This window comes from Microbacterium sp. Au-Mic1, from assembly GCF_021341785.1.
In the GTDB taxonomy this organism is placed as follows: Bacteria; Actinomycetota; Actinomycetes; order Actinomycetales; family Microbacteriaceae; genus Microbacterium.
The window spans coordinates 244,446-269,957 of record NZ_JAJTTF010000004.1; the positions used below are offsets into that span (position 1 = coordinate 244,446).

At 70.8% G+C, this 25,512-nt stretch carries 27 protein-coding genes and 1 tRNA gene; 11 read left to right on the forward strand and 17 right to left on the reverse strand.

All coding sequences use genetic code 11. From position 1 onward, the window contains the following. Positions 1 to 151: 151 nt before the first annotated feature. Positions 152 to 1,474: a bifunctional o-acetylhomoserine/o-acetylserine sulfhydrylase gene (locus LXM50_RS07290; protein ID WP_233310640.1), complete on the reverse strand. Its 1,323-nt coding sequence runs from the start codon at positions 1,472 to 1,474 to the stop codon at positions 152 to 154. 236 nt (positions 1,475 to 1,710) lie between these two features. Between LXM50_RS07290 and LXM50_RS07295 the strand changes: the two genes are divergently transcribed. The 4 genes from LXM50_RS07295 to LXM50_RS07310 are packed head-to-tail and all read left to right on the forward strand — an operon-like array spanning position 1,711 to position 4,482. Then, positions 1,711 to 2,523 carry an SDR family oxidoreductase gene (locus LXM50_RS07295; RefSeq protein ID WP_233310641.1) on the forward strand — a complete coding sequence of 271 codons (813 nt, stop codon included), beginning with the start codon at positions 1,711 to 1,713 and terminating at the stop codon, positions 2,521 to 2,523. A 2-nt stretch (positions 2,524 to 2,525) separates the two neighbouring features. Next, entirely contained in the window at positions 2,526 to 3,245 is a 720-nt protein-coding gene (locus LXM50_RS07300; RefSeq protein ID WP_233310642.1) for a Type 1 glutamine amidotransferase-like domain-containing protein, read from the forward strand. Then, positions 3,245 to 3,934: a uracil-DNA glycosylase gene (locus tag LXM50_RS07305; protein ID WP_233310643.1), complete on the forward strand. Its 690-nt coding sequence runs from the start codon at positions 3,245 to 3,247 to the stop codon at positions 3,932 to 3,934. The genes LXM50_RS07300 and LXM50_RS07305 overlap by 1 nt, the downstream gene beginning before the upstream one ends. After that, on the forward strand, positions 3,931 to 4,482 hold the full coding sequence (locus LXM50_RS07310) for a GNAT family N-acetyltransferase (protein WP_233310644.1): 552 nt from the start codon (positions 3,931 to 3,933) through the stop codon (positions 4,480 to 4,482). Before LXM50_RS07305 ends, LXM50_RS07310 begins: the two co-directional genes overlap by 4 nt. A gap of 3 nt (positions 4,483 to 4,485) precedes the next feature. On the opposite strand, the gene LXM50_RS07315 is transcribed toward LXM50_RS07310, so the two are convergent. The 8 genes from LXM50_RS07315 to LXM50_RS07350 all read right to left on the reverse strand — a co-directional run bounded on the left by LXM50_RS07315 (position 4,486) and on the right by LXM50_RS07350 (position 13,072). Beyond that, entirely contained in the window at positions 4,486 to 5,322 is an 837-nt protein-coding gene (locus LXM50_RS07315; protein WP_233310645.1) for an ABC transporter ATP-binding protein, read from the reverse strand. After that, positions 5,319 to 6,107 (reverse strand): ABC transporter ATP-binding protein, encoded by a 789-nt coding sequence (locus tag LXM50_RS07320; RefSeq protein WP_233310646.1) that lies wholly within the window; start codon positions 6,105 to 6,107, stop codon positions 5,319 to 5,321. The genes LXM50_RS07315 and LXM50_RS07320 overlap by 4 nt, the downstream gene beginning before the upstream one ends. Beyond that, a complete protein-coding gene (locus tag LXM50_RS07325; RefSeq protein ID WP_233310647.1) occupies positions 6,104 to 6,991 on the reverse strand; it encodes an ABC transporter permease in 888 nt (295 codons plus the stop codon). Before LXM50_RS07325 ends, LXM50_RS07320 begins: the two co-directional genes overlap by 4 nt. Then, positions 6,988 to 7,941, reverse strand: coding sequence for an ABC transporter permease (locus tag LXM50_RS07330; protein ID WP_233310648.1), 954 nt, complete (start codon positions 7,939 to 7,941; stop codon positions 6,988 to 6,990). The genes LXM50_RS07325 and LXM50_RS07330 overlap by 4 nt, the downstream gene beginning before the upstream one ends. 10 nt (positions 7,942 to 7,951) lie before the next feature. Continuing rightward, positions 7,952 to 9,499, reverse strand: coding sequence for an ABC transporter substrate-binding protein (locus tag LXM50_RS07335; protein ID WP_233310649.1), 1,548 nt, complete (start codon positions 9,497 to 9,499; stop codon positions 7,952 to 7,954). Between the two features lie 107 nt (positions 9,500 to 9,606). Next, a complete protein-coding gene (locus LXM50_RS07340; protein WP_233310650.1) occupies positions 9,607 to 10,572 on the reverse strand; it encodes an alpha/beta fold hydrolase in 966 nt (321 codons plus the stop codon). 162 nt (positions 10,573 to 10,734) lie between these two features. After that, complete coding sequence (locus LXM50_RS07345) at positions 10,735 to 11,925, reverse strand: acyl-CoA dehydrogenase family protein (protein WP_233310651.1); 1,191 nt, start codon at positions 11,923 to 11,925, stop codon at positions 10,735 to 10,737. 1 nt (position 11,926) lies between these two features. Beyond that, positions 11,927 to 13,072 carry a CaiB/BaiF CoA-transferase family protein gene (locus LXM50_RS07350; RefSeq protein ID WP_233310652.1) on the reverse strand — a complete coding sequence of 382 codons (1,146 nt, stop codon included), beginning with the start codon at positions 13,070 to 13,072 and terminating at the stop codon, positions 11,927 to 11,929. A 136-nt stretch (positions 13,073 to 13,208) separates the two neighbouring features. On the opposite strand from LXM50_RS07350, the gene LXM50_RS07355 reads away from it, so the two are divergent. Next, complete coding sequence (locus LXM50_RS07355) at positions 13,209 to 13,940, forward strand: tyrosine-protein phosphatase (protein WP_233310653.1); 732 nt, start codon at positions 13,209 to 13,211, stop codon at positions 13,938 to 13,940. Between the two features lie 74 nt (positions 13,941 to 14,014). Continuing rightward, a complete protein-coding gene (locus tag LXM50_RS07360) occupies positions 14,015 to 14,479 on the forward strand; it encodes an SIP domain-containing protein (protein ID WP_233310654.1) in 465 nt (154 codons plus the stop codon). Between the two features lie 20 nt (positions 14,480 to 14,499). Here the strand turns inward: LXM50_RS07360 and LXM50_RS07365 are convergent, their stop codons facing one another. The 4 genes from LXM50_RS07365 to LXM50_RS07380 all read right to left on the reverse strand — a co-directional run bounded on the left by LXM50_RS07365 (position 14,500) and on the right by LXM50_RS07380 (position 18,606). Beyond that, positions 14,500 to 14,922: a Fe-S oxidoreductase gene (locus LXM50_RS07365; protein WP_374107816.1), complete on the reverse strand. Its 423-nt coding sequence runs from the start codon at positions 14,920 to 14,922 to the stop codon at positions 14,500 to 14,502. 29 nt (positions 14,923 to 14,951) lie between these two features. Continuing rightward, entirely contained in the window at positions 14,952 to 15,764 is an 813-nt protein-coding gene (locus LXM50_RS07370; protein ID WP_233310655.1) for an arginase family protein, read from the reverse strand. A 1-nt stretch (position 15,765) separates the two neighbouring features. Further along, entirely contained in the window at positions 15,766 to 16,506 is a 741-nt protein-coding gene (locus LXM50_RS07375) for a PspA/IM30 family protein (RefSeq protein WP_233310656.1), read from the reverse strand. 69 nt (positions 16,507 to 16,575) lie between these two features. Continuing rightward, positions 16,576 to 18,606 carry a TPM domain-containing protein gene (locus LXM50_RS07380; RefSeq protein WP_233310657.1) on the reverse strand — a complete coding sequence of 677 codons (2,031 nt, stop codon included), beginning with the start codon at positions 18,604 to 18,606 and terminating at the stop codon, positions 16,576 to 16,578. Between the two features lie 138 nt (positions 18,607 to 18,744). Between LXM50_RS07380 and LXM50_RS07385 the strand changes: the two genes are divergently transcribed. Both LXM50_RS07385 and trmB read left to right on the forward strand, forming a co-directional pair. Beyond that, entirely contained in the window at positions 18,745 to 19,617 is an 873-nt protein-coding gene (locus tag LXM50_RS07385; RefSeq protein WP_233310658.1) for a DUF3097 domain-containing protein, read from the forward strand. Between the two features lie 65 nt (positions 19,618 to 19,682). Beyond that, entirely contained in the window at positions 19,683 to 20,408 is a 726-nt protein-coding gene (trmB, locus tag LXM50_RS07390; RefSeq protein ID WP_233310659.1) for a tRNA (guanosine(46)-N7)-methyltransferase TrmB, read from the forward strand. A gap of 45 nt (positions 20,409 to 20,453) precedes the next feature. On the opposite strand, the gene LXM50_RS07395 is transcribed toward trmB, so the two are convergent. Continuing rightward, on the reverse strand, positions 20,454 to 21,194 hold the full coding sequence (locus LXM50_RS07395; protein WP_233310660.1) for an alpha/beta fold hydrolase: 741 nt from the start codon (positions 21,192 to 21,194) through the stop codon (positions 20,454 to 20,456). Positions 21,195 to 21,267: 73 nt separating this feature from the next. Between LXM50_RS07395 and LXM50_RS07400 the strand changes: the two genes are divergently transcribed. Further along, the gene (locus LXM50_RS07400) at positions 21,268 to 21,966 is read left to right on the forward strand and encodes a YafY family protein (protein ID WP_233310661.1); all 699 of its coding nucleotides are present in this window, start codon (positions 21,268 to 21,270) and stop codon (positions 21,964 to 21,966) included. Positions 21,967 to 22,011: 45 nt separating this feature from the next. Continuing rightward, the gene (locus tag LXM50_RS07405; protein WP_233310662.1) at positions 22,012 to 22,398 is read left to right on the forward strand and encodes a DUF1304 domain-containing protein; all 387 of its coding nucleotides are present in this window, start codon (positions 22,012 to 22,014) and stop codon (positions 22,396 to 22,398) included. Between the two features lie 6 nt (positions 22,399 to 22,404). Here LXM50_RS07405 and LXM50_RS07410 read toward each other — a convergent pair whose 3' ends face one another. Then, complete coding sequence (locus tag LXM50_RS07410) at positions 22,405 to 22,902, reverse strand: hypothetical protein (RefSeq protein WP_233310663.1); 498 nt, start codon at positions 22,900 to 22,902, stop codon at positions 22,405 to 22,407. A 189-nt stretch (positions 22,903 to 23,091) separates the two neighbouring features. Here LXM50_RS07410 and LXM50_RS07415 point away from each other — a divergent pair. After that, positions 23,092 to 23,164 (forward strand) — tRNA-Arg (locus LXM50_RS07415). A 92-nt stretch (positions 23,165 to 23,256) separates the two neighbouring features. Here LXM50_RS07415 and LXM50_RS07420 read toward each other — a convergent pair. Further along, positions 23,257 to 24,345, reverse strand: coding sequence for a LacI family DNA-binding transcriptional regulator (locus tag LXM50_RS07420; protein WP_233310664.1), 1,089 nt, complete (start codon positions 24,343 to 24,345; stop codon positions 23,257 to 23,259). 56 nt (positions 24,346 to 24,401) lie between these two features. Beyond that, positions 24,402 to 25,424, reverse strand: a complete 1,023-nt coding sequence (locus tag LXM50_RS07425) for a hydroxyacid dehydrogenase (RefSeq protein ID WP_233310665.1) — start codon at positions 25,422 to 25,424, stop codon at positions 24,402 to 24,404. Between the last annotated feature and the right edge of the window lie 88 nt (positions 25,425 to 25,512).

Here is a 25,512-nt window from a genome sequence, read left to right on the forward strand (position 1 = left end):
CCGTGGGGTATCGGCGGCAGATGGGGGTTTCGGCGGAGATGGGCGGAGGGGAGCGAGGAGGACGTGCCCGGATGAACGGAACCGCCCCCGGATCGCGTGATCCGGGGGCGGTTTCGTCTCTTGAGCCCTTCGATAGGAGCAGGGCCCGGCGTCAGGCGCGGGCGGCCTCGGAGACCTTGCGCGCGGCAGCGAGGGCCGCATCGAGGTCGGCCTTGAGGTCCTCGATGTTCTCGAGGCCCACGGACAGGCGGACCAGGCCCGGGGTGACACCCGCGGTGAGCTGCTGCTCGGGCGTGAGCTGCGCGTGCGTGGTGGAGGCCGGGTGGATCACCAGCGAGCGGACGTCGCCGATGTTCGCGAGGTGGCTGAACAGGGTGAGGCTGTTCACGAACTCGCGGCCGGCGTCCACGCCGCCCTTCAGCTCGAACGAGAGCACCGCGCCGACGCCCTTGGGGGCGTAGGTGTTCGCGGCGGCGTACCACGGCGAGGTCGGCAGGCCCGAGTAGTTCACGCTGGCGACGTCGTCGCGGCCGTCCAGCCACTCCGCGATCTCCTGCGCGTTCTGCACGTGGCGCTCGATGCGCAGCGACAGCGTCTCGATGCCCTGGATGAGGTTCCAGGCGCTCTGCGGTGCGATTGCGGATCCGAGGTCGCGCAGCAGCTGCACGCGGGCCTTGATGATGTAGGCCAGGCCGTCGCCGACCGCCGCGGTGTAGCTGGCGCCGTGGTAGGAGGGGTCGGGCTCGGTGAGACCGGGGAACTTGTCCACGTTCTGCGACCACGCGAACTTGCCGCCGTCGATGATCGCGCCGCCGATGGTGGTGCCATGGCCGCCGAGGAACTTGGTGACCGAGTGGATGACGATGTCGGCGCCGTGCTCGAACGGGCGGATCAGGTAGGGGGTCGCGATCGTGTTGTCCACGATGAGCGGCACGCCCGCCTCGTGCGCGGCGTCGGCGACGCCCTTGATGTCGAGGACGTTGATCTGCGGGTTGCCGATGGTCTCCGCGAAGAACAGCTTGGTGTTCGGGCGGACCGCGCGGCGCCACTCCTCGATGTCGTCCTGGTTCTCGACGAAGGTGACGTCGATGCCGAGCTTGGCGAGCGTGTACTTGAAGAGGTTGTAGGTGCCGCCGTAGATCGAGGAGCTCGAGACGAAGTGGTCGCCGGCCTGGGCGATGTTGAGAATCGCGAAGGTGGACGCGGCCTGGCCCGAGGAGAGCACGAGCGCGCCGGTGCCGCCCTCGAGAGCGGCGAGACGCTGCTCGAGCACATCCTGGGTCGGGTTCTGGATGCGGGTGTAGATGTTGCCGAACTCGGCCAGAGCGAACAGGTTCGCCGCGTGGTCGGCGTTGTCGAACACGTACGAGGTGGTCTGGTAGATCGGCGTGGCGCGCGCCTTGGTGACGGGATCCGGGGCGGCACCGGAGTGGATCTGCTTGGTCTCGAAGCGCCAGTTCTCCGCAGCGGTCATGAGTGTCTCCTTCAGGATGAGCGACACCGAACCGCGTCGCAGGGCAGTGGCCGCGGCCTCTCGACGGGTGCGAGGACCGGTGGCGTTGCATCGAGAGTACGAACCCGCCGCCCCTGTCAACAAGACCGCGGAAATGTGACGTAACAGGGATGGGCCGCGTGATCCCGCGGATCCGGGCGCGACGTCGACCATGGACGATCGTCGAAGCGCGTCCGGGGATCCCGTAGCGTTGACGCATGGCGAACAGCGCGATGAACGACGGTCTCCACAGCAGCAGACGCGCGGTGGTGACAGGGGCGAGCACCGGGATCGGCGAGGCGACGGTACGGGCGCTGCGGGCGAGCGGCTGGGATGTCGTCGGCGTCGCACGACGCGAGGACCGCCTGCAGGCGCTCGCCGCGGAGACCGGATCCACGGCGTATGCGGCCGACCTCACGGATGCGGACCAGATCGCGGGCCTCGCGGAGCACCTGTCCCAGACGGGCCCGCTGCATGCGGTCGTGCACGTCGCGGGCGGCGCTCGCGGCACGGAGCGGGTCGAGGACGGATCCGCGGAGAAGTGGCGCTGGATGTTCGAGGCGAACGTGCTCGCCGTGCAGCAGCTCACCGCGGCCCTGCTGCCGCAGCTCCGCGCCGCTGCCGCAGGCGGCGGACACGCCGACCTGCTGTTCCTCACCTCGACCGCGGCCCGCCAGTCGTATCCGGGCGGCTCCGGGTACAACGCGGCGAAGGCGGCGGAGTCGATGATCCCGCAGGTGCTGCGCCAGGAACTCAACGGCGAGCCGATCCGGGTCACCGAGATCGCGCCGGGTCTCGTGCACACCGAGGAGTTCGCCCTGCGGCGTCTCGGCGGCGATGAGGTCGCCGCGGAAGCCGTCTACTCGGGCGTCGAGGCGCCGCTGGTCGCGGCGGACGTGGCCGACCTGATCGCCTACGCCCTGAACGCGCCAGGGCACGTGAACCTCGACCTCGTGGTGATCCGCCCGGTGGCTCAGGCCGCCGCGCACCTGCTCGCGCGCGGGCCGCTGCGCCCGCGCGGAGAGGACTGACCATGGGCGTGCATCTGGTCGGCGGCGGCTTCGGTCGTGCCGCTTTCGCACCGTTCACCGCCGAGGCGACGGCGATGGCCGTCGCGGCGGGACGTGAGCGGCCATCCGTCGTAGTCGTGACCGTACGGGAAGACGCATCGACGAAGCATGCGGGCGATCTTCTCGACGCGCTCACCGCCGACGGGGCGAAGCCCATCGATGCGACGGTCGTCACCGTCGGGCTGGCGGACCTCGTGGATCCGGGCGTCTTCGACGGCGTCGACGCGATCGTCATCGGCGGCGGGCTGACCCCGGCCTATCACGCGGCCCTCGAAGCGGGCTACGACGTCATCCGCACCGCGGTGCAGGGCGGCACGCCGTATCTCGGCTTCTCGGCCGGCGCGATGATCGCCGCCGAGCGCGCGATCCTCGGCGGCTGGCGGATCGGTGAGGTCGCGATCGCCCCGGAGGAGACCGCGGAGGACCTCGACGAGATCACCGTCGTCCCCGGAATCGGCCTGGTCGACGTATCGATCGACGTGCACGTGGCGCAGTGGGGCACACTCAGCCGCCTGATCGCCGCCACCGAGGCGGGCGCCATCGAGGGCGGGCTCGGGATCGACGAGAGCACCGTGCTCATCGCCGACGCCGAGGGCCTGCGGATCGCGGGGGCCGGCAGCGTCTGGCGGGTGTTCCCCGGATCCGACGGCGTGACCGTCTCCAGCGATCGGGCGGCGCTCTGATGCCGAAGACGCTCGCCGAGCTCGCAGCGAGCGGCCGGCTCGATGCGGGCTGGGCCGAGGCGCTGGCACCCGTCGCGCCGCTCGTCGCCGAGCTCGGCGATCGGCTGCGTGCCGAGACGGCCGCCGGCCGCGGCTATCTCCCGGCCGGGCAGAACGTGCTGCGCGCCTTCACCCGCCCGCTGGCCGATGTCAAGGTCCTCATCGTGGGCCAGGATCCGTATCCCACCCCGGGGCATCCGATCGGCCTGTCGTTCGCCGTGGATCGCGAGGTGCGTCCGCTGCCCCGCAGCCTCGGCAACATCTACCGCGAGCTGGAGACGGACCTCGGCATCGCGCCCGCCGCACACGGCGATCTCTCGGCGTGGAGCGATCAGGGCGTCATGTTGCTGAACAGGGTGCTCACCGTGCGCCCCGGAACGCCCGCCTCGCATCGCGGCTGGGGTTGGGAGAAGGTCACCGAGCTCGCCATCCGCGCCCTCGTCGGCCGCGACCTTCCCCTTGTCGCGGTGCTCTGGGGCCGGGACGCCGAGGGACTGCGGCCCATGCTCGGCACGACCCCGATCGTCGCCTCCGCGCATCCGTCGCCACTGTCGGCGAGCCGCGGGTTCTTCGGCTCCCGGCCGTTCTCCCGGGTCAACGCGCTGCTCGAGGAGCAGGGCGCCGTCCCCGTCGACTGGAGGATCGCATGAGCGACACCCCGCCCGTCCCGCGGTCCGATGCGGCGGCCCTGCCCGGGCACGGGGCGAGGATCCGCCCGACCGAGGCGGAGGACCTCGCCGCGATCCGCGACATCTACAATCACTACGTGCGCACGAGCACCGTGACGTTCGACGAGGAGGAGACGGAGCTGGCGGTCTGGGAGCACAAGCTCACGCTCCTCGCGGAGACGGGCCTGCCCTTCCTCGTGGCGGTGGACGTCGCCGGCACAGTGCTCGGCTTCGCCTACGCCCAGCACTGGCGCGCGAAGTCGGCCTATCGGTTCAGCGCCGAGAACACGATCTACCTGAGTCCCGACGCCGCGGGTCGCGGGCTCGGCAAGGCGTTGCTGGAGGCCCTGCTGGACGCGTCGGCACGGGCGGGACTGCACGAACTCATCGCGGTCATCGAGCCCACGGCGGCGGGGGCCTCGATCGCCCTGCACCGCCGCTACGGCTTCGTGGACGCCGGACACCTGAAGGGCGTCGGTGTGAAGTTCGGCCGCACCCTGGACGTGCTGTTCCTGCAGAAGTCGCTCTGACGCTCAGCGCCCGGGGATGACCGGGATCGCGGCGAGCAGCCGCCTGGTGTAGTCCTGTTCGGGGTGGTGCAGCACGTGTGTGGTGCGGCCGTGCTCGACGATGCGGCCGTTCTTCATCACGGCGACGTCGTCGCACAGGTTCTGCACCACGCCGATGTCGTGCGAGACGAGCACGAGGGTCATGCCGTCGCTGCTGAGCTCGCGGAGCAGATCGAGGATCTGCGCGCGCACGGTGACGTCCAGCGCCGACAGCGGCTCATCGCCGATGAGGATCCGCGGTCGGTGCACGATGGCCCGGGCCAGGGCCACGCGCTGACGCTGGCCCCCGGAGAACTCGTGCGGGTGGCGCGCCGCCGTCTCAGGAGCCAGTCCGACGCGGTCGAGCACCTCGGCGACCATGGCACGGTGATCGCCGTCGATGTCGAGCGCGCGCAGCGGCTCCGAGACGATCCGCCCGACCGACTGGCGCGGATCCAGCGAGGCGTACGGATCCTGGAACACCAGTCCCGTCTCGCGCCGCAGCCAGTGCAGCGCTCGCGCCGAAGCCGACGCGTCCACCGGCCGTCCGTCGACGTGCACAGTGCCGGAGGTCGGGCGATCGAGCCCCAGCAGCAGCCGGATCAGCGTGGACTTGCCGGATCCGGATTCGCCGATGATGCCGAGTGCGCTGCCCGGGGCGACATCGAGGTCCACATCGTCCAGGGCGACGCTGCGCGCGCGGCGGACGAACGGCTCCTTCCGCGCGGCGAGGTATTCGCGTCGCAGTCCGCGTGCGCGGATCAGCGGCTCATCGTGTCGAGAGCCCGGCACATCGTCCGGCGCGGAGATCGCGTCGCTCATCCGTCCTCCTCTCCGCGCCACAGCGTCGCCGTCGCGTCGCGCAGCAGCCCCTGCGTGATCGGCGACGCCGGCGCGGTCAGCAGGGTCTCGAGCGGTCCGGACTCGACGACCCGGCCGTCGGCCAGCACGACCGCGTGCGTGGCGACCTGCGCGAGCACGGCGAGGTCGTGCGTGATGAACACGAGCGACATCCCGTCCGACTCCACGAGCGACAGCAGCAGCGCCAGCACACCGGCCTGGATGGTGACGTCCAGGGCGGTCGTCGGCTCGTCCGCGATGAGCAGGCGCGGGCGAGCGGCGAGGGCGATCGCGATCGCCGCGCGCTGGCGCTGGCCGCCGCTCAGCTGATGCGGGTAGCGGTCCACGATGCGCTCAGGATCCGGCAGCGCGACGCGGGCTGCCTCTGCGATCGCGCGGATCCTGGCTGTGCGCCGGTCGATGCGCTCGTGGATGCGGATCGTCTCGGCGATCTGACGGCCGATCGAGCGGATCGGGTTGAGGGCCGTGCGCGGCTCCTGGAAGACCATGCCGATCTCGTCCCCGCGGATCCCGGCGAGCTCGCGGTCGGGCAGGTTCAGGATCTCCCGGCCGTTCCAGAGCACGCTGCCGGACGCGGCGGCGCCGTCGGGCAGCAGACCCATGATGGCGAGCGCCGTGAGGGACTTGCCGGATCCGGATTCGCCGATGAGCCCCAGGCGCCCGCCGTCCGGCACGGCGAACGACACGCCGTCCACGACCCTGCGGCCGTCGATCTCGACGACGAGATCGGTCACCACGAGGCTCATGCGGTCACCTCCGGCAGGCGCGGTCGGCCGGCGCGGGCCCGATTCGACGGGCGCCGGCCGGTCCGCAGCGTGGGGTCCGTCGCGTCGCGCAGCGCGTCGCCGAGCAGGTTGAACGCGAGCACGGTGATCGTGATCGCGAGTCCGGGCCACACCACGGTCAGCGGGTGGATCTGGATGTAGCGCTGCAGGTCGGCCAGCAAGACGCCCCAGGACGGGTCGACCACGGAGGCTCCGAAGCCGAGGTACGACAATCCCGCCTCGGCGAGCACCGCCGTTGCCATGGCCCAACTCAGCTGCACGATGAAGACGGGGGCGATGTTGGGCAGCAGATGCTGCACGAGGTTCTGCAACGGGGTCAGACCGGAGGCGCGACCGGCCACCACGAAGTCGCTGTGCTGCACGCGTCGCAGCTCCGGGCGGGTGACCCGGGCGACGTTGACGCCGAAACCGATCCCGACGGCCCAGACCACGACCCAGAGCGATCCGCCGTGCACCGTGGAGATCAGCATCGCAATGATCAGCACGGGGAATGCGATGAGCACATCGACGAGCACGGCCACGGTCTCGCGGAGCCAGCGCGCGGTGAGCGCGCCGAGCGCACCCAGCGCGAGACCGATCAGGGTGGCGATCAGCCCGGCGCCGATCGCCACCAGCACGGTCGTGCGGGATCCGGCCATGATCAGGCTCAGGATGTCGCGGCCGGTGAGATCCGTGCCGAGCAGATGCGGCCAGCTCGGGGCCAGCCAGCGGGAGGCGACATCGGTGGCGCGCGGGTCGAACGGCGTCCAGAGCAGCGAGACACCGGCGGTGACGAGGATCGCGCCGACGACGATGAGACCGAACAGGCCCGCAGCGGAGGAGCGGAGCCGGCGCAGGGCGATCATTCGTCGGCCTCCCGTTGTCGGGGGTCGAGCGCACGGTGCACGAGGTCGACCACGAAGCCGATGATGAGCACCATCCCGGTGAGCACGAGCAGCTCGCCCTGCACCTTCACGAGGTCGCGTGTGCCCACGTCGGCGACGAGCATGCGGCCGATCCCCGGCAGCGTGAACAGCTGCTCGACCACGACGGATCCGACGATGATGCCCGCCACCTGGATGCCGAGCACGGTGATGATGGACAGTCCGACCGCGGGCAGTCCGTGCTGGAGCAGTGCGCGATTGCGGGTGAGGCCCTTCGCCGCGGCGGTGCGCACGAAGTCCTGCGACGCCGCCTGAAGGGTCGCGCTGCGCACGAAGCGCAGCAGCAGGGCCCCTTCGATGGCGCCGATCGTGAGCGCGGGAAGGATGAGCGCCTGCAGCGCCGCGCCCGGATCCGCCCAGCCGCCGCGGGGGAAGCCCTGCGCCGGCAGCCAGCGCAGCCACACGGCGAAGACCACGACGAGCATCATCCCCGCCCAGACGACGGGGACGGCGGCCACCGCCTGCGCGGCCGTGTTCAGCGCCGTACCGGCGGCCCGCCCGCGCAGCAGGGCCGATCCGATGCCGAGGGGCACGGCGATGATGAGGGCGACCAGCAGCGACAGCGTCGCGAGCGGCACGGTCACCTGGGCTTTCTGAGTGAGCTCGGCCGCGACGGAGGCGCCGTTCAGCTGCGACGTGCCGAGGTCGCCGTGCAGCACGCCCCCGATCCAGCCGAGGTACTGCAGCACGAGCGGCTGATCGAGTCCCAGGGCGGTGCGGATCGCGTCGACCTGCGCCGGCGTCGCCTTGTCCCCGGCGAGCAGCTGTGCAACGTCACCGGGGAAGACCCGCAGGGCGAGGAAGATCAACGCGCTCGCGACGAGGAGCCCCGCGATGAGCAGGGCCCCCCGGGTGAGCGCGTATCTGAGCACAGGGCTGAGGCTACTTGGCGACGGTGACGCCGCGCAGGTCCAGCCGCGAGTTGATCGAGTCCTTCGGGAAGCCGTTCACCCCGGGACGCACCGCGGTCAGCGTCTGATCCTCGTACAGCCAGTCAGCGGCGGCGTCCTTGGCGACGATCTCGGCGGCCTGGGAGAGCAGGTCGGCGGACTTCTTCGCGTCCAGCTCGGTCTGCGACTGGGCGTAGAGCTTCTGCACCTCGGGGTTGTTGTACCCGAAGTAGTAGTCCGGGTTGGCGAAGTTGCCGAAGTCCCGAGGCTCGACGTGCAGCACGAAGCTGAGGTCGTAGTCGTGCTTCGTGAAGACGGTGTCCAGCCATGCCGGGAACTCGACGGAGTTCACCTTCAGGGTTACGCCCACCTTCTTGAAGTCGCTCGTGAGCAGCTGGGGAACCGTGCTGCCGTAGAAGGAGGGGATCGTGAGGGTGAGCGCGAGGTTCTCCTGCCCCGCTTCCTTGAGCAGGGCCTTGGCCTTCTCCGGGTCGTAGGGCGCCGTGCTGGACAGATCCTGGTAGCCGGGGTCGAGCTGGGGGATGGGACCGTACAGGGTCGTTCCGACGCCGCGCGCCTCGATGAGCGCCTTGTGGTCGATCGCCAGCCGCAGCGCCTCGCGGACGCGCTGGTCGTTCAGCGGCGCCTTGGCGTTGTTGAACGCGAGGGTGCCCTTGTCGGTGGTCCGGCCCTTGGTGATGGCGAACCTGCCGTCCAGCTGCGGCGCGAGGTTGGCGTCGACCGCCGTGAGCACGTCCAGCGTGCCGCTCTGCGCGGCGTTCACACCGGCGGTGAAATCGGGGATGTAGTCGAAGACGACGCTCTTCACGCCCGCCTTCGTGCCCCAGTAGGTGTCGTTGCGCGCGAAGGAGAGCGAGTCGCCCTTCTTCCACTGCGTGAGCGTGAACGGCCCTGTGCCGTTCTCGGCGGCCTGCAGATCCGTCGCGTCGCCCTTCTGGAACACCAGCCCGGCGGAGCCGGTGAGGCTGAACAGGAAGTTCTGACTGGGCTGCGTGAGTGTGATGACGACGGTCTTGTCGTCCTTCGCCTCGATCGACGCGACGCCGGCGAGGTCGGCGTGGCCCTGGACGGTCTTGTCGTCCTTGGCGGTCTGCAGCGACCAGGCGACGTCGGCCGAGGTGAGCTTCGCACCGTTGTGGAACGTGATGCCGTCGTTCAGCACGAAGGTGTAGGTCAGGCCGTCGGACGAGACGTCGTGGCTCTTCGCGAGCCGGTCGATGATCTTGTTGTCCTGCGTGCGGCTGACCAGGCCCTCGTAGATGTTGTCGACGAGTACCTGCTCGAGTGCGGCGCCGCTGGTGTGGCGGATGTCGAGGCTCGACGGTTCGAGCACGAGGCCCACGGTGAGGGTCGCGTTCGCGTCGACGGCTCCCGCCGTGCTGCTGCCCGCGGGTGCGGGGGAGCCGCTGCAGGCGGACAGCATGAGTGCGGCGGCCGTCAGGCCGGTGAGCAGGGCGACGGCGGCGCGGCGCGGTGCGCGGTGTCGGCGCGAGGCGAGGGCAGCGCGGGTGCGGTGCATGCGGGGGATCCTCTCGGGCGATGCTGTGGGTGCTGTGCGGGTCGTGCGGTGTGCGGTCGAGCCTAGGGGCGGGCCTCACCGCGCGGTGTGGCCGGTGAGACGCGACGTCACATTCCGGGGGATCCGGTCCCGTCCGGGGTGTCGACGGCGGTGCGGATGATCTCGGCGAGGGCCGCGGGAGCCGTCTCCTGCAGGTTGTGGCTTCCGTCGAGGCGAAGGACGCGGGCGCCGGGGACACGTGCGCCGAATTCCTGTTCGGCGTCCTCCGAGACGAACCCGTGCGTGGCGCGGACAAGAGTGAGCGGAGCCTCGACGGCGTCGAGATCCGCCCAGCCGTGCTCGCCGAGGATCGTTCGTGCCGACGCGGCGGGCCCGGCGGAAGCCGGTCCGGCGGGCGACGCGTCCAGCAGCCGAGCCGCGATGTGCGCGAAGTGGTGCTTCCACTCCACCCGGCCATCGGGGCGGACGCGCGTGTTCAGGAAGACGCCGCGAGCGGTGTCCTCGCGCGATCCGCCGAACCCGAACTGCTGCGCACGGTCCACCAGTTCGTCGCGGCTGGCGGCGTCGACCACGCGGTAGAACTCGCGCAGAGCGGCGGGTCCGACGCTCTGGTCGACGCCCGGGGTGATGTCGACCACGATGAGCTCGCGCACGAGTTCAGGGGCGCCGGCGGCGACCGCCGCCGCGGTGAGTCCGCCCAGGGACTGGCCGACGAGCACCTGCGGGCGATCCGTCCACGCGCGCAGCGCTGCGATCACATCATCGGCGAGGGTGCGGCCGGTGTAGTCGGCATCGTCGCGCCACGAGGAGTCGCCGTGGCCCGCGAGATCGATCGCCAGGGCCGGCCGGCCCAGCGTGAGCACAGTGGTGTCCCACGTGTGCGCGTTCAGACCCGCGCCATGCAGCAGCGTGACCTCGACCGGTTCGTCGCCGTAGCGGAGCGCGCTCAGCGTGCGTCCGTCGTCGAGGGACAGGTTCACGCGCTCGACGAGCGGGACGGAGGTGCCGAGGGCGCGTGCCTGCCCGGCGAGGAAGGAGAACTCGGTGGTCTCTTCAGGTGCGAGGTGGGACACGCCCTCATTGTGCTCCTGCGCGGGCCTCAGTGCGAAATGAGAGATCGTTGTGTGAACTCGAATGGCAAGATGACTTGGCATAGTCAGTGCCATCTCCTTGTCAGGGGTAGCAGATCGATCTGCACCCGGTGTCCGGAACCGGCAGAAGGCCTCCGCGTCCCCTCAGAACGCGTTCAGTCCCGTGAGAGCCCGGCCGATCACCAGCTGGTGGATCTCGTCGGTTCCCTCGTAGGTGCGCACCGACTCCAGGTTGGCGGCGTGCCTCATCACGGGATAGGCGTTCGTGATGCCGTCGCCTGCCAGGATCGTCCGCGCCTGATGCGCGATCTCGAGCGCCTCGCGCACGCTGTTCAGCTTGCCGACGGAGATCTGCGCAGCAGTGAGGGCGCCGCGCTCCTTGAGACGCCCGAGGTGCAGGGCGAGCAGCACGCCCTTCTCGACCTCGACGAGCATGTCGGCGAGCTTGGCCTGCGTGAGCTGGTTGGCGCCGATCGGCTTGCCGAACACCTCGCGGCTCGTGGAGCGCTCCAGCGCTGCCTCGAGGCAGCTGCGTGCCGCGCCCATCGCGCCCCAGATGATGCCGTAGCGCGCCTCGTTCAGGCACCCGAAGGGGCCGGAGAGTCCCTCGGCGCCGGGAAGGATCGCATCGGCGGGGAGTCGGACCGCTTCGAGCGCGACGTCGCACTGCACGGACGCTCGCATCGACAGCTTGCCCGTGATCGGCGTCGCCGTGAAGCCCGACGTCGTGGTCGGCACGAGGAAGCCCCGCACCGCCCGTCCGCCTTCGCCGAACGCCGGATCGTCCACGCGCGCCCAGACCACGGCGACGTCGGCGAGCGAGGCGAGCCCGATCCAGCGCTTTGCCCCGTCGATCACCCAGCCGTCGCCCTCGCGGCGTGCCGTGGTCGTCATGGCGGCGGGGTCGCTGCCGCCCTGCGGTTCGGTGAGGGCGAAGCAGCCGACGGCCTCGCCTGCGGCCATGCGCGGCAGCCAGGCCTGCTTCTGCTCCTCGGAGCCGTACTTCGCGATCGCGCTCATCGCCAGCGATCCCTGCACCGAGACGAAGGTGCGCCAGCCGCTGTCCGCCGCCTCGAGTTCGAGGCAGGCCAGGCCGTAGGAGACGGCGCCCGCGCCCGCGCAACCGTAGCCGGTCAGATGCATGCCGAGGAATCCCTCCGCGCCGAGCTCGGCGATGAGCTCGCGGCGGAAGTGCGCGTTCTCGAAATCCTCCTCGATGATCGGCAGGATCCGTTCCTGGGCGAACGCCCGCGCGCGCTGCTGCCAGTCGCGCTCCACCGGTGTGAGCAGGGCGTCGAGGTCGAACACGGCGTCGATGCGGGGGGCGGTCGTCATCTCAGGGCCTTTCGGTGTGCCAGGCGGCGGAGGCGGAGTCGTTCAGGGCGGGCGGGGGAGTGCGATAGGCGGCGGGGGCGTCGCCGAGCCGGATCGGGTTCGCGATCGTGCGGGAGGCGCCGAGGTCGACCACAGGGTCGAGCCCCAGGCCGTCGGCGAACGCGATCGCCTCCGCCACGTCGTGCACGAGGCCGGCGGGGATCCCCGCTGCGCGGAACCGCTCGACCCAGTCCGCCGCATCGGCGCGCGCGAGCTCGTGCTCGAGCAGAGCGGTGAGCTCGTCGCGATGGGCGACCCGGTCGGTGTTGCGGAGGAAGCACGGATCGGTCGCGAGCGGGCTCTGTCCCAGCGCCTCGGCCAGTGCGCGGAACTGCTTGTCGTTGCCGACGGCGATCACCAGTTCCCGGTCCGCGGCGCGGAACAGGGCATAGGGGGCGATCGACGGATGCTCGTTGCCCAGGCGTCGGGGCGGGATCCCGGTGGCCAGCGTCGAGGCCGCCTGGTTCGTCAGCGCCGAGAGCAGACTCTGCAGCAGGTTGATCTCGACGCGCTGTCCGAGGCCGGTGCGGTCGCGTTCGCGCAGGGCCAGCAGGATGCCGGCCACCGCGTTCTGCCCGCACAGGACATCGACGAGCGCGACCCCGGCTTTCGCTGCGGACCCCTCCGGATCCCCGGTGATCGACATCAGCCCGCCGACGGCCTGCACGAGCAGGTCGTAACCCGCGAGCGAGGCGCCCGCGCCGGTGCCGAACCCCGTGATGGAGCAGTACACGATGCCGGGATTGACGGCGCGGACGGCGTGGAAGCCGAGCCCGAAGCGCTCCATCACGCCGGGACGGAAGTTCTCGATCAGGACATCGGCGGTGCCGGCGAGACGCAGGGCCTGGTCGCGATCGGAGTCACGGGTCAGATCGAGCGCGACGGAACGCTTGTTGCGATTGACGCTGCCGAAGTAGGTGGCCGTGCCATCGGCGTCGATGGGCGGATGCCAGTGCCGCGTGTCGTCGCCGCTCGGCGATTCGATCTTCAGCACGTCGGCGCCGAAGTCCGCGAGGGCCATGGTCGCGTACGGTCCCGCGAGCACCCGGGAGAAGTCCGCCACGCGGACGTCGTCGAGGACGCCGCGCCGCCCGGTCTCCCCGCTCATCGTCAGCCCCTTCGCCGCCTGTCACGCATCGCTCCATCCTACGGACGCTCGCGCTCCCCACCTGCTCCGCGGCCTGTGTCGGAGCCGTGCGCTCCGGGACCCGGCACCGCGGACACACCCTAGGCTGGAGGAGACGGTGACCGCGAACGGTGAGGAGGCGCACATGATCCTGCTCGACGTGCCGGGCATCACGAATCTGCGCGACGTCGGCGGCATGCCGGCCGGCGCTTCCCGCATTCGCGAGGGGGTGCTGTTCCGCTCCGGGAACCTCGCCCACGTCGGCCCCGAGGCGCACTCGTTCCTCACCGAGCAGGTCGCGCGCGTCGTCGATCTCCGCGACGACAGCGAGGCGAGTGCCGAGCCGTGTGCGCTGCCCGGACTGCGCATCGACCGCGTCCCGCTCTTCGCCGGTTCCGTCGCCTCGTTCCTGATGGGAGACGTCAGCCTCACCGGTCTGTACCGGCACATCGTCGAGGACGGCGCGGATCGCATCGTCCAGGTGATCCGGATCCTGTCCGAGGGGGAGCCGACGCTGGTGCACTGCACCCTCGGCAAGGATCGCACCGGCGTCAGCGTCGCGCTCGCGCTCGCCGCCGTCGGCGCGGATCGCGAGGCGATCGTGGACGACTATGCGCTGACCGCCTCGCAGCTTCCGGAATCACGTAACAGGGCGATCGCGAAGTGGCTCGAGGAGCGACTGCCGATCGCCCACGATGCGATCGCGGTGGCCACCCAGTCGCCGGCGCCGGTGATGCGCGACCTCCTGAAGAGCATCGACGAGCGACACGGCTCGGCGGCGGACTACCTGCTCGGGGCAGGACTGCGCCGGGCCGAGCTGGACGCTCTGGGGGCCGCTCTGGTCGGCTGACGAGCAACGGTGCTCGGTGGAGAAACCGGAGGTAGGTTAGGCAACCCTTCATCCGGTGATATCGTAGAGGCATCATGACCACTGCGATCCGCACCACCGCGCGCGCCGAGCGCCGTGCCACGCGCCGCTCCGCGAAGGCTCAGCACCTGATCGTCGCCGACGAGGGGTCCCTGGCCGAGCTGGAGGCGACGCTGGCGACGCTGCCGCTGTGCGCGACCGGTCGCGTGTTCGTCGAGGTCCCCGACGCGGAGTCGATCTCCACGGTCACGGTCCCGCCGCGGATGACCGTCACCTGGCTGCCGCGCGCCTCGCGGTCGGGCGCTCCCGGCTCGGGCCGGCGCTGCGCGCACGGCACCGCCGCGGCGCGCGCCGCGATCGCCTGGTCCGACGAGATGCTGTGCGACGGCGCGGAGGAGCACACCACGGTGACGCTGCTCGGCGGCTTCCTCGGCACGGCGGACATCGCGGAGCACCTCACGGAGCGGCTGGGCATGGATCCCGAGCGGATCACGGCACCGGAGCGCTTCGGGCTGCTCTGAGACGAAACGCCGCTCCCGGATCACCCCCGCGGCAGGTAGTGCCCGTCCTCGAGCCCGGCTTCGATCTCGAAGCGGTTGCGCAGCGGATCCCGTCCCGCGAACAGGTACAGGAACGGCATCAGAAGGCCGTAACGCAGCCACTGCTGCTTGTGCACGGCTTCATGCCGGAGGACGCGGTCGTCGGGCACCGCGTCGCCGGTGAGGTAACAGCCCGCGACGCAGACGCCGCCGCGTGCGAAGGTCCACTCCGGCATGCCTCGGAAGATCCACAGCCCTTCGCGGCGCTCGACCTCGCCCGTGCTCCACAGTCCGCCCCAGATCCAGCCGACGGCCATGCCCCAGGCATAGCCGAGGCGGCTGATCGGGGAGCGCAGCAGCACGGACGGCAGACGCAGGTCGCGTCGTCGGGAGCGCTCCAGGATCTCGGTGGCCTCGGCCTTGATCGCGGCGATGCGGGCGCTGTCGCCCGCCGTCACGCGAGGGCGCCGATCAGGCGCAGGATCGCGCCCAGGTCCTGCACGGCGTCACCGGGGGAGCGCGGGGCGAAGCCGGCGATGGTCGCCCCCGCCAGCGGCAGCCGCTCGCGCAGCGCCTTCACGGCGCTGACGACATCGGTGGTGCGCAGGCCGAACGGCACCGCGGAGGAGACCCCGGCGAGCTCGGACGGATCCAGCACGTCGACGTCGATGTGCACGTACACGCGCGACGCCCCTGTGGCAGCCACGGCCTCCGCGAGCGCCTGGGCGTCCTCGACCTCGTCGAGGCGGACGATCCCGGATCCTGCGAGGTACTCGCTTTCGGCGTCGTCCTCCGACCGCGCGCCCACGAGCACGGTGCGCTCAGGGGTGAGGCCCGCGGGGCCGTCGATCGGGAACGACTCGTGGCCGAGCAGTGCGCGCAGGGCCATGCCGGCGTAGGCGCCGGAGACCGAGGACTCCGGGGTGTGCAGATCGGGGTGCGCGTCGAACCAGACGATCGCGACGTCGTGCAGTGCGCCCGGGAGGGCGGCGACCGCGGCCACGCTGACGCCGCAGTCACCGCCCACCACGAGCGTGGGCTCGGCATGCGCCGTGATCGCTTCCTCGATGAGCTCCCTCGTGCGGCGCAGGCTGCTGAGTCTGTGCACGCCCGTGCCCTCGGCGTCTCCGGCCTCGAGCGGGATCTCCAGCACCGTCGTGCGTGCGCTGGGGAGGTCGCCGGCGATCGCCGACGCCCCCTCGGTGAGCAGCATCGCCCGCGGGGCAGGGGAGCCCTGCCACTGCGGGACGACGAGGAAGCGGGTCATCTCAGCCCTCGAGCGCTTCCTGGGGCTTGGTCGATCCGGCCTTCAGCTCCGCGAGACGGGCCTCGACCTCGGTCAGCTGGCCGATGTCCTCGAGGCTCTCGAACTGGGCGTCCAGGCTGGACGCGGCGAGCTCCGCCTTGCCCTGGGCCAGTGCCTCCTGGCGGCGGACCTTGTCCTCGAACCGACCCAGCTCGCTGGTGGGGTCGAGCACGTTGATCGACGAGACGGCGTCCTGCACCTTGGTCTGCGCCTCGGCGACCTTGGCGCGGGCGAGCAGCTCGCTGCGCTTGTTCTTCAGCTCGACGAGCTTGTCCTTCATGCCGTTCAGGCCGGTCTTGAGCTTGTCGACGATCTCGGTCTGGGCAGCGATCTGCGGCTCGGCCGTCTTCGCCTCCTGCTCGGAGCTGATCTGACGCTGCAGGGCGACCTTGGCGAGGTTGTCGAACTTGTCAGCGTCAGCGGTGTTGCCGGATCCGCGCAGTTCGTCGGCCTTGCGGCTGGCAGCGAGGGCCTTGTTGCCCCACTCCGCGGCGGACTGCACGTCCTCCTGGTGGTCGCGCTCGAGCAGGCGCAGGTTGCCGATGGTCTCGGCGATGGCCGACTCGGCGTCCGCGACGTTGTTGGTGTAGTCGCGGACGAGCTGGTCGATCATCTTCTGCGGGTCCTCCGCGGAATCGATGAGGGCGTTGACGTTGGCCTTCACCAGGGTGGAGATGCGGCCGAAGATGGACTGCTTGGTCATGGGATGTCCTTTCCAGATTTCCGGTCGATGGGGTCGTACACGTCAGGAGAAGTCGAGTGTCCGGGCATGTCAGAAGCGGCCGCCCGATCCGCCGCGGCTGCCGCCGCCGAAGCTGGAGGGGCTGAATCCGCCGCCTCCGCCGCCGCTGGAGCGCCAGCCGCCGCCGCCTCCGCCGCCCCAGCCTCCGCTGCTCCGGCCGCTTCCGCCACCGGACAGGATGCCGCCGATGATGCCGCCGAGGATTGCGTCGCCCATACCGCTGCGGCCTCCGCCGCCTCCGCCGCCCCAGCCGCCTCCGCCGTCGCTCCACGAGTCGATGGAGCCCGCGGCCAGCTGGGTGGCTTCGCGGGCGAGGGCGATCGCCCGCTGCGCGTGCTGCAGTGCGGCGTTCGGATCCGCGACGCGCGCGGCCTCGGCCTGGTCGTACTCCGCGGAGGCCTGCGCCGCCCTGGTGCGCGCATCGGGGCCGATCGCCCCGCGGTGCGTGGTGATGTAGCTGTTCGCCGTCGAGATCTCCGCGCGGGCCTGCGTGAGCGTCTGCTCCAGCACCTGCTGGGCGCGCTCGGCCTGCTGCTGGGCGTTGCGGATCGCGTCCACGGTGCTGTCGATGCGGGTGTTGGCCGCCGTCAGCGACTCCAGTACCGCCTGCGGGCGTCGTCCGGTGCCGGTGGCGTCGGTGCGGGCCTGATCCAGCGCGGTGCGAGTGGCCGCGACGGCGGCGTTCAGCTCCGGGGACGCGGGAAGCGCTGCCGCACCCGCAAGGTCCTGCTCGAGATTCGCGATGAGCGCCTGCGACTGCGATTCGGTCGCGGCGAGGTCGGTCTGCAGCGTCGTGATCGCTGCTGCCAGCTGCGAGGCCTGCAGCACACCCTCCTCGCCGGTGCGGATCGCGAACGCGGCCTCACCGCGCTTCCCCTGCGCGATGAGCTCGCCCGCCTGGGCGATGTTCGCATCGGCGAGTTCGAGGCGGCTCGCGGCCTCCGCCGGATTGCCGGAGACCGTCTGCAGTGCCAGTGGGTCGTAAACCGCTGCGAGCGTCTGCAGGGCAGCGGGGGCGGCGGCGACGACAGCGGCCGCCGCTTCGCGATGGCTCTTCAACTGGGCGAGGGCCTGCTCCGCGTTCTGCTCCAGCTTGCGGAGCTCATCGAACGCCGCCACATTCGCGTCCAGGGCGTTGTCGGCCGACTCGCACAGCCGGATGATCTGCAGGTGCCAGTCGCGACGCTGCTGGTCGGAGTCGGGAATCTCGTCGTCGAGCTGCTGCTTGAGGGAGAATGCCTCATCGAGCCTGGCCTTCGCCTTCGCGACCACCTCGGTGAACGCGCTCGTCGCGGTGTCGCCGAACTGCGCGGTCGCGAACCCGAGATCCTCGGTGGAAGACGTGATCGCGTCGTCGGTGTGCACGAGGGCGAGTCCGGCGCGCTTGGCCAGCTCCTCGTCGCTGATGGCGTCGAGGGGGTCGCCGACCGGATCGGTCGATGCCGACTTCACCCTGGCGGCAGCGCGGCGACGCATCACCACGAGCACGATGATCGCGGCGACGATCGCGAGGACGCAGAGGACGATCAGCAGGATCCCGCCGAGATCGGCTCCCGAGGATCCGGATCCCTGGAAGCCGTCGATCGCGGTGCCGACGGCGGCGGCCCAGTCCTCCGTGCGCAGATCGTTCACGAGCGACCGGGAGATCTGGTCCACGCGGGAGAGCGGGATCGGCCCTGCCTTGTCGGCGGACAGGTAGTACTGCCGTGACTGCGTGGCGATCGCGAGGAGGTACTGCTGCTGGCCGAGACCGTTGTCCACGGCGACCTGATTGGTCCACTCCTGGCTGTTGTCCGGGTTGGAGAAGGTGTCGACGAACACCACGAACAGCTGGATGTTCTGCGACTTGCTGAGCTCCTCGAGCCGGCCGTTCAGTGCCTTGGTCTCGGAGGATCCCAGCGCGCCCACCTCATCGGTGATGAACTCCGAACCGAGCGTCACCGGTGCCGTGGCCGGGGCGGACACCGTCGTGTCGGTGCTCGCGAGTGCCGGCGCGGATCCGAGCGACATGCCGAGCACGCCCAGGACCACACCGACGACGACAGCCCAGCGCGCGCGCATCTTCGCTCCTCCCAGGGTCCGGCAGGCCCCACGAGCGAGTCTAGGGCGTGTCTCCTTTTGTTTCTCCTGCTCGAACGCTCTCCCCTCGCGTGTGCGTCCGCCCGAGAGGAGAGCGGACGCGTCGGTAGGCTGGGGGCGATGGATGACAGGTACGGATCCGATGTGCTCGCCCAGGGCTGGCGGGAACGCGGCGCGAAGGTCGCCGTGGACGTCCCGGCGGAGAAGGATCTCGTGGTCGAGGTCGCGGTGGACGGGTTCTGCGGTGCCGTCACCAGGATCGAGGGCGGCCAGGTCGAGCTCGAGGACTACCGGGGGCGTCGCAGGCTGTTCCCGATGGGCGCGGGCTTCATGATCGACGGCGAGCCCGTGCGGCTCGTGCACCCTGCTCGGGCGGGGACGGCGCGGGGCGCGGCGAAGCGCACCGCTTCGGGATCCTTCGCGGTCGACGATCCCCGTGCGCGCACCGCGCTGCCGAGCCGGATCCTCGTGGAGGGCCGGCACGACGCCGAGCTCGTGGAGAAGGTCTGGGGCGATGATCTGCGCGCCGAGGGCGTCGTCGTGGAGTACCTGCAGGGAGTCGACCTGCTGGAGGAGCTGCTGGCCGCCGCACCGCCGCGGCGCGACCGTCGCTACGGCGTGCTCGTGGATCACCTCGTGCCCGGCTCGAAGGAGACCCGCATCGTGGAGCAGATCATGCGCGGCCCGCACGGCGCGCACCTGCGCATCGTCGGGCACCCCTACATCGATGTCTGGCAGTGCGTGACGCCCACCGCGATGGGCATCCGAGCCTGGCCTCGGATCCCGCGCGGCACGGAATGGAAGGCCGGGATCTGCCGCGCCTTCGGCTGGCCGGCCGATTCGCAGGCCGACATCGCGCACGCCTGGAAGCGCATCCTTTCTCGCGTGAGCAGCTACCGGGATCTGGAGCCGTCGCTGCTCGGCCGGGTCGAGGAGCTCATCGACTTCGTGACGGAGCCGGTCACGGGGCCGGCCTCGGGCGGTGGACGATGAGCGGGCGCTCTGCCCGCGGGGCAGGACGGGCGGGCGTGACGCCGGACGGCGGATACCCTGGAGGGATGCCCGAACCCCGCACCTTCCGTGACGAGCCGGTCTCGTTCGTCCGCCGCAGCGGCCGCATGTCCGAGGCGCAGGAGCGGGCGTTCGCCGAGCTCGCCGGATTCTACGTGCTCGACGTGCCCCGTGACGTCGCCTGGACCTCCGTGCACCCCGAGGCGCGGCTCGACCCCGCCGCGGCTTACGGACGGCAGGCTCCAGTCACGGTGGAGATCGGCTCGGGACAGGGGCACGCCATCGTGTCCGCTGCCGCGGCGCACCCCGAGCGGGACTTCCTCGCGGTCGAGGTGTTCCGGGCGGGGCTGGCCCGCACGATGCTCGACGCCGAGCGCGAGGGCGTGCGCAATCTGCGGCTGATCGAGGCGAACGCGCCCGAGGTTCTCGCCACCTACCTTCCCGCGGGCTCGGCCGACGAGGCATGGATCTTCTTCCCCGACCCCTGGCACAAGAAGCGGCACACCAAGCGCCGCCTCGTGCGACCCGGCTTCGGCGCCACGGCGGGTGCGGCGCTGCGCGACGGCGGGCTGCTGCGCCTCGCCACGGACTGGGAGGACTACGCCCTGCAGATGCGCGAGGTCCTCGACGAGGCGCCCGAGTTCGAGCGTGCCTTCGAGGGGGAGTGGGCGGAGCGCTTCGACGGACGCGTGATGACCGCGTTCGAGCGCAAGGGCATCGCGAAGGGCCGCGACATCCGCGATCTGACCTATCGGCGGGTGCTGCGGGGCTGACCGGCCCGCCGCGAGGGCGCGGCCCTTCGGAAGGTGTGCGTCCGGTCATCTCATGCGGGACGCCGCGGAGCGGATGACCTCGGCGAGCTCACGGGCACGGCTCCACATCGGCCAGTGGCCGGTCGGCAGGTCGACGACGTCGAGATGCTCGAGGTTCGCGACCTCGGCGAACATGGGATGGCCCTCTCGCGCCAGGTCCAGAACCTGCGCGCTCGGGATCGAGCAGCACACCAGGGAGGTCGGGATCCTGGTGCGGGCGTCGTCCCCGAGTTCGACGGTCTGGCGGAGCACGGGGCCCGGCTCGGGAACGGCCCGCGCGCGGAAGCGGTCGAGTGCCTCCGAGCTCAGCCCCTCGAGGCTCGCCTGCTGCGCGAGGACGTCGAACGGGGGGAGCGGAAGGTCGCGCACGTCCTGGGGAAGGTCGGGCGCGAATGCGCTCCCGGCGGCCACCGGACCGGAATCGACCCAGACCATGCGACGAACCAGCTCGGGATGCCGGTCCAGGACGAGGGTGACCGGGAGATTCGCTCCGCTGTGCGCCACGACGATCGCGGGCTCGCCTGCCGAGACGCCGTTTCGGGCGAGGGCGTCGAGGATCGCCACGACCTGGTCGTCGAGAGTCCTCGCGGCTCGCTGCGGATCGTCGGGGTCGAGGCCGGGCAGCGTCATCGCGACGGCACGCGCGCCGGCGGATTCCAGCGACGCGCGCACGTCGTCCCAGGCCCAGGCGCCCAGCCAGTGGCCGGGGATGAGAAGGATGGTGGGTTGGACCGTCGTCTGTGTCATGCCACCAGCCTCACCCGCGCTGTGGGCATCAGTGTGTCACTATTTATGTCATGAAATTTCCGGGAGTGGTGCTGTGAAGCGCGCAGAGCGGCTCCAAGCCCTGTCCGAGATGCTGCGCCGCAGCGGATCCCGCGGCTGCTCCGCCGAGCGGCTGGCCCGAGAGTTCGGCGTGTCCGTGCGGACCGTCAAACGGGATCTCGCTGCGCTCGAGAGCAGCGGCGCTCCGATCTGGTCGCGTCCGGGGCCCGGCGGCGGCTATGGAATGGCCATCGGCGCATCCCTGCCGCCGGTCAGTCTGACTCCCGCGCAGGCAGTCGCGCTCATGGCGGCCGTGTCGGCGGCATCCGACGCCCCTTTCGCGGATCTGGCGGCCGCCGGGATCCGGAAGATCATGGATGTCCTCGACCCTCGAACCCGCGCACGGGCCGACGCGCTGGCCGATCGAGTCTGGGTGGATGCGCTGCCCGCGCCGTCACGTGCGATCAGGTCGGCGCTGGAGGAGGCGATGGCCGATCAGCGCGTGGTCCGCCTCCGCTACACGGCGGGCGACGGGACGACGACCGCAAGGGACGTCGAGCCCGTCCTGTTCGCGTCGACCAACGGCCAGTGGTACCTGGTCGGGTGGTGCCGACTGCGCGACGCGATGCGATGGTTCGCCGTGTCGCGCATCGAGCGGGCCAGCGTGACGACGACGCCGTGCGCCGGGCATGCCGTCGACGAGGTCGGAGAACCTCCTGCGACCGCCTCACCGGTGCACGGACGTCTTCGGTAGCGCGCGCCTCTCGCATCGGCGTGCGACGCGGGGCAGAATCGGCGCATGCTCCTCATCCTCGGATCCGTGTTCGCCGCACTCGCCGCGCTCGTCCACGTCTACATCTTCGTGCTCGAGTCGGTGCGCTGGACGCATCCCTCGACCCGACGGATCTTCGGCACCTCGGCCGAGGACGCCCAGGTCACCAAGCCGCTCGCGTTCAATCAGGGCTTCTACAACCTGTTCCTCGCGGTGATCGCGGTGGCCGGCATCGTCGTCGCGCTCGCAGGATCCGCAGGTGCCGGGATCGCCCTCATGCTCGCCGGCACCGGGTCGATGCTCGCCGCGGCACTCGTGCTGATCCTGTCCGATTCCTCCAAGGCGCGCGCGGCGACCGTGCAGGGCCTGTTCCCGCTGGTCGCGGTCGTGCTGCTGGTCGTCGCGCTGATCTGAGCGCGCTCAGGCGATCGTGCCCAGCCCGGCGCGCATGGCGTCGAACATCGCGAACATCAGCCAGAACGACCAGCCGAAGCTGAGCAGGAGGCTCGCGGCGGTCGCCCCGAGGGCGATCCACATCGTCGCCGAGCCCGATCCGGCCTGGCGGCGCACCACGACCGCGCGGCCGATCGGATACACCGGCGAGAGGAAGCTCCACGCCCAGTGGAAGCGCTTCGGGTAGCCCAGGCGGCCGAGCTGCACATAGTCGCGGTACCCGGCGACGATGGCGAGTGCGTAGAGCGCCCAGCCCAGAATCGTGCCGACCATCGACGCCGTCAGGATCCCGGGCATCATGTCGAACATGATGCCGAAGACCGCTCCCGGCGGCACTCTCGTCCCGGTGGCGGCCACGCTGCTCAGCTCGACGACGTGTCGTACATAGGTGAGCATCGGCCCCGTCATCAGCCACATCGTGACGGCCGAGACGGCGACCGCCGCGACCGTGGTCCAGGCGCTCACCCATCCCCATGCGGTGTAGACCGGCGTTCCGCGGGGGACGCGAGGCTGTTCCACGGCCACGGGCGGCCAAGGGGACGGGGGAACGGAAGCGCTCATCTGGTCCTCATCGATCGGTCGGTTTCTCGCGACACTACCGGGATCCGGCGCGGTCGGAGAGGAGGCGGATCCGGTGCTAGGCTCGTTCGGTACGCCTCCGTAGCTCAGCGGATAGAGCGCCGGTTTCCGGTACCGTAGGTCGCAGGTTCGATTCCTGTCGGGGGCACGTATTCCGACGAAGGGCCGCCCGACTGGGTGGCCCTTCGTCGTGTCGCGATGCCGATGCGATCGGGTGCGCCGGCGTCAGCGCCCGGGCGCCTACGGTGTCGCGCGGGGCGGGGCGACGGACTCGCGCTCGACGAGGCGCGTTCCCACGATGATCTCGCCGTCGGCGTGACGGCCGAAGGCGTCGTCGGTGCGGCTCAGGGCGAGGCGGACGCTCTCGCGGCCCATGTCCTCGAGCGGCACGTGCACGGTGGTGAGCTTGGGGGTGAGCTCGCTGGACTGCGGGATGTCGTCGTAGCCGACGAGGGAGATGTCCTCGGGCACGCGCACGCCGCGCGCGGTCATCGCGTCCAGCGCGCCGGCCGCGACGAGGTCGTTCGCTGCGAACACCGCAGTGATCCCCGGGTTCGCATCGAGGATGTCTCCCATGGTCGCGTGCCCGAATCGACGTCCGAACGCCCCCTGGTGCACGAGCTCGGGGGGCACGTCGTAGCCGTGCGACTGCATGGCCCGGCGGAAGCCCGCCAGCCGTGCGACGCTCGTGGAGAGCCCGATCGGGCCGCCGAGGTAGAGGATCCGGCGATGGCCCTGGGCGATCAGATGCTGGGTCACCGCGAAGGCCCCGCCCTCGTTGTCATAGCCGACGATCTTGGTGGGGGCCTGCTCTCCCACCGAGGGGCGGCCGCACAGCACGAGCGTCGACCCGATGCCGGCCAGCGTCCGCGCGCGCTCCGCCATCCGGCGTCGAGCGCGGGGGTCGTCGTAGCCCCCGCCGACGACGATCACGGCGTCCGTGCGCTGACTGATCATGCGATCGATGAGCTCGATCTCACGGTCGACGTCGCCCTGCGAGGCGGCGACGATGCAGAGCCGGCCGGTGATGGAGGCCTCCTGCTCGACGCCGCGCACGATGTAAGAGAAGAAGGGGTCGACCAGGTCGTTCACGATGATGCCGACGCTGTGCGTCGCCGAGCTCGCCAACGCCCTGGCGTGCGCGTTCGCCGTGTAGCCGAGGTCTTCGATGGCCCGGTTCACGGTGTCCCGCGTGGCCTGCGCGACCGGGTAGTTGCCGTTGAGCACACGGGAGACGGTGGCCGAGGAGACACCCGCCCGCTCGGCGACATCGGACATGGTCACGGTGTGCGCGGTGCCCACCGTGGCGCGGTCGTCCTGTGTCGTCATCCCATCCTCCGTTCGTGGGCCGGCGGCCCGCTTCCTCACGTCGTGTCCTTCTCGGATCAGGCGGTGTACGCCAGCTCGTCGGCGCGGAGCTCATGCGCGAGGATCCCTCGACCAACGTACTGCTCGACCTCGCGCACGGCCGAGTCGCCCAGCCGGTGGATCTCATTGCCCAGCGCGCCCGCGATGTGCGGCGTGACCACCACGTTCGGCAGGGCATACAGCGGCGAATCCGCCGGCAGCGGCTCCGGATCCGTCACGTCGAGATACGCGTCGAGGCGTCCGCTCACGAGCTCCGCGGACAGCGCGTCCGTGTCGATGAGGGCACCACGGGCCGTGTTCACGATGAGGGCGCCGTCGTGCAGCAGCGAGAGCTCCTGCGCGCCGATGATCCTGCGTGTGTCCGGCGTGCTCGGGGCGTGCAGCGTGAGCACGTCGCTGCGGCGGCACATCTCGGCGAGGGAGACGGCTTCCACGCCGAGTCGCGCGGCCTCCTCGGTGGACAGATAGGGATCGCAGACGAGGATCCGCGCATCCAGCCGGGACAGCAGTGCGATGACCTCGCGCCCGACCCTGGACGCGCCGAGGATTCCGATCGTGACGCCGTTCGTCCCGATCGGGGGGATGCCGTCGACGGTGCGATGCCGGCGAGTGGTGCGCAGCTGATGTGCGAAGCGGCTCGCGCGCTTGAGTCCGAACACGATCGCCGCGAGCGTGAACTCCGCCACCGGTGTGGCATTGGCCGCCGCCGCCGTGCTCACCCGGATGCCCCGCGCGAACGCCTCGGCGTCGAGGAACGTCTTCACGGTGCCGGCGGTGTGCACCACCGCTTCGAGCCGGGGGGCGAGATCGAGCACGCGTGCATCGATACGCGGCGCGCCCCAGCCCGTCAGCATGACGCGGGCCCCTTGCAGTGCATCCAGGGCCGCGGGGGCGGTGAAGTCCGTGATCGGAAGCGGTCCCACGATCTGCACCGTGTCCCGCAACCGGGTCAGGGCCTCGGCGGTGAACACCTCCAAGAAGGAGTCCTCCGCCATGACGACCACGGCGGCGGGGCGGGCGGTCGAGGGCTTGTGATCCACGGTGATCCTTTCGTTCTGCATCCAGATAGTAAGCGCATACTATGCGTTCCGTCCAGCCTGATGTGAAACCGGAGCGTGTGAATCCCTT

What these genes read in the sequence shown, in the direction of transcription:
- LXM50_RS07290 (WP_233310640.1), bottom strand. Translation starts at nt 1,474, where the DNA reads ATGACCGCTGCGGAGAACTGGCGCTTCGAGACCAAGCAGATCCACTCC.
- LXM50_RS07295 (WP_233310641.1), top strand. Translation starts at nt 1,711, where the DNA reads ATGGCGAACAGCGCGATGAACGACGGTCTCCACAGCAGCAGACGCGCG.
- LXM50_RS07300 (WP_233310642.1), top strand. Translation starts at nt 2,526, where the DNA reads ATGGGCGTGCATCTGGTCGGCGGCGGCTTCGGTCGTGCCGCTTTCGCA.
- LXM50_RS07305 (WP_233310643.1), top strand. Translation starts at nt 3,245, where the DNA reads ATGCCGAAGACGCTCGCCGAGCTCGCAGCGAGCGGCCGGCTCGATGCG.
- LXM50_RS07310 (WP_233310644.1), top strand. Translation starts at nt 3,931, where the DNA reads ATGAGCGACACCCCGCCCGTCCCGCGGTCCGATGCGGCGGCCCTGCCC.
- LXM50_RS07315 (WP_233310645.1), bottom strand. Translation starts at nt 5,322, where the DNA reads ATGAGCGACGCGATCTCCGCGCCGGACGATGTGCCGGGCTCTCGACAC.
- LXM50_RS07320 (WP_233310646.1), bottom strand. Translation starts at nt 6,107, where the DNA reads ATGAGCCTCGTGGTGACCGATCTCGTCGTCGAGATCGACGGCCGCAGG.
- LXM50_RS07325 (WP_233310647.1), bottom strand. Translation starts at nt 6,991, where the DNA reads ATGATCGCCCTGCGCCGGCTCCGCTCCTCCGCTGCGGGCCTGTTCGGT.
- LXM50_RS07335 (WP_233310649.1), bottom strand. Translation starts at nt 9,499, where the DNA reads ATGCACCGCACCCGCGCTGCCCTCGCCTCGCGCCGACACCGCGCACCG.
- LXM50_RS07345 (WP_233310651.1), bottom strand. Translation starts at nt 11,925, where the DNA reads ATGACGACCGCCCCCCGCATCGACGCCGTGTTCGACCTCGACGCCCTG.
- LXM50_RS07350 (WP_233310652.1), bottom strand. Translation starts at nt 13,072, where the DNA reads ATGAGCGGGGAGACCGGGCGGCGCGGCGTCCTCGACGACGTCCGCGTG.
- LXM50_RS07360 (WP_233310654.1), top strand. Translation starts at nt 14,015, where the DNA reads ATGACCACTGCGATCCGCACCACCGCGCGCGCCGAGCGCCGTGCCACG.
- LXM50_RS07370 (WP_233310655.1), bottom strand. Translation starts at nt 15,764, where the DNA reads ATGACCCGCTTCCTCGTCGTCCCGCAGTGGCAGGGCTCCCCTGCCCCG.
- LXM50_RS07375 (WP_233310656.1), bottom strand. Translation starts at nt 16,506, where the DNA reads ATGACCAAGCAGTCCATCTTCGGCCGCATCTCCACCCTGGTGAAGGCC.
- LXM50_RS07380 (WP_233310657.1), bottom strand. Translation starts at nt 18,606, where the DNA reads ATGCGCGCGCGCTGGGCTGTCGTCGTCGGTGTGGTCCTGGGCGTGCTC.
- LXM50_RS07385 (WP_233310658.1), top strand. Translation starts at nt 18,745, where the DNA reads ATGGATGACAGGTACGGATCCGATGTGCTCGCCCAGGGCTGGCGGGAA.
- trmB (WP_233310659.1), top strand. Translation starts at nt 19,683, where the DNA reads ATGCCCGAACCCCGCACCTTCCGTGACGAGCCGGTCTCGTTCGTCCGC.
- LXM50_RS07395 (WP_233310660.1), bottom strand. Translation starts at nt 21,194, where the DNA reads ATGACACAGACGACGGTCCAACCCACCATCCTTCTCATCCCCGGCCAC.
- LXM50_RS07405 (WP_233310662.1), top strand. Translation starts at nt 22,012, where the DNA reads ATGCTCCTCATCCTCGGATCCGTGTTCGCCGCACTCGCCGCGCTCGTC.
- LXM50_RS07420 (WP_233310664.1), bottom strand. Translation starts at nt 24,345, where the DNA reads ATGACGACACAGGACGACCGCGCCACGGTGGGCACCGCGCACACCGTG.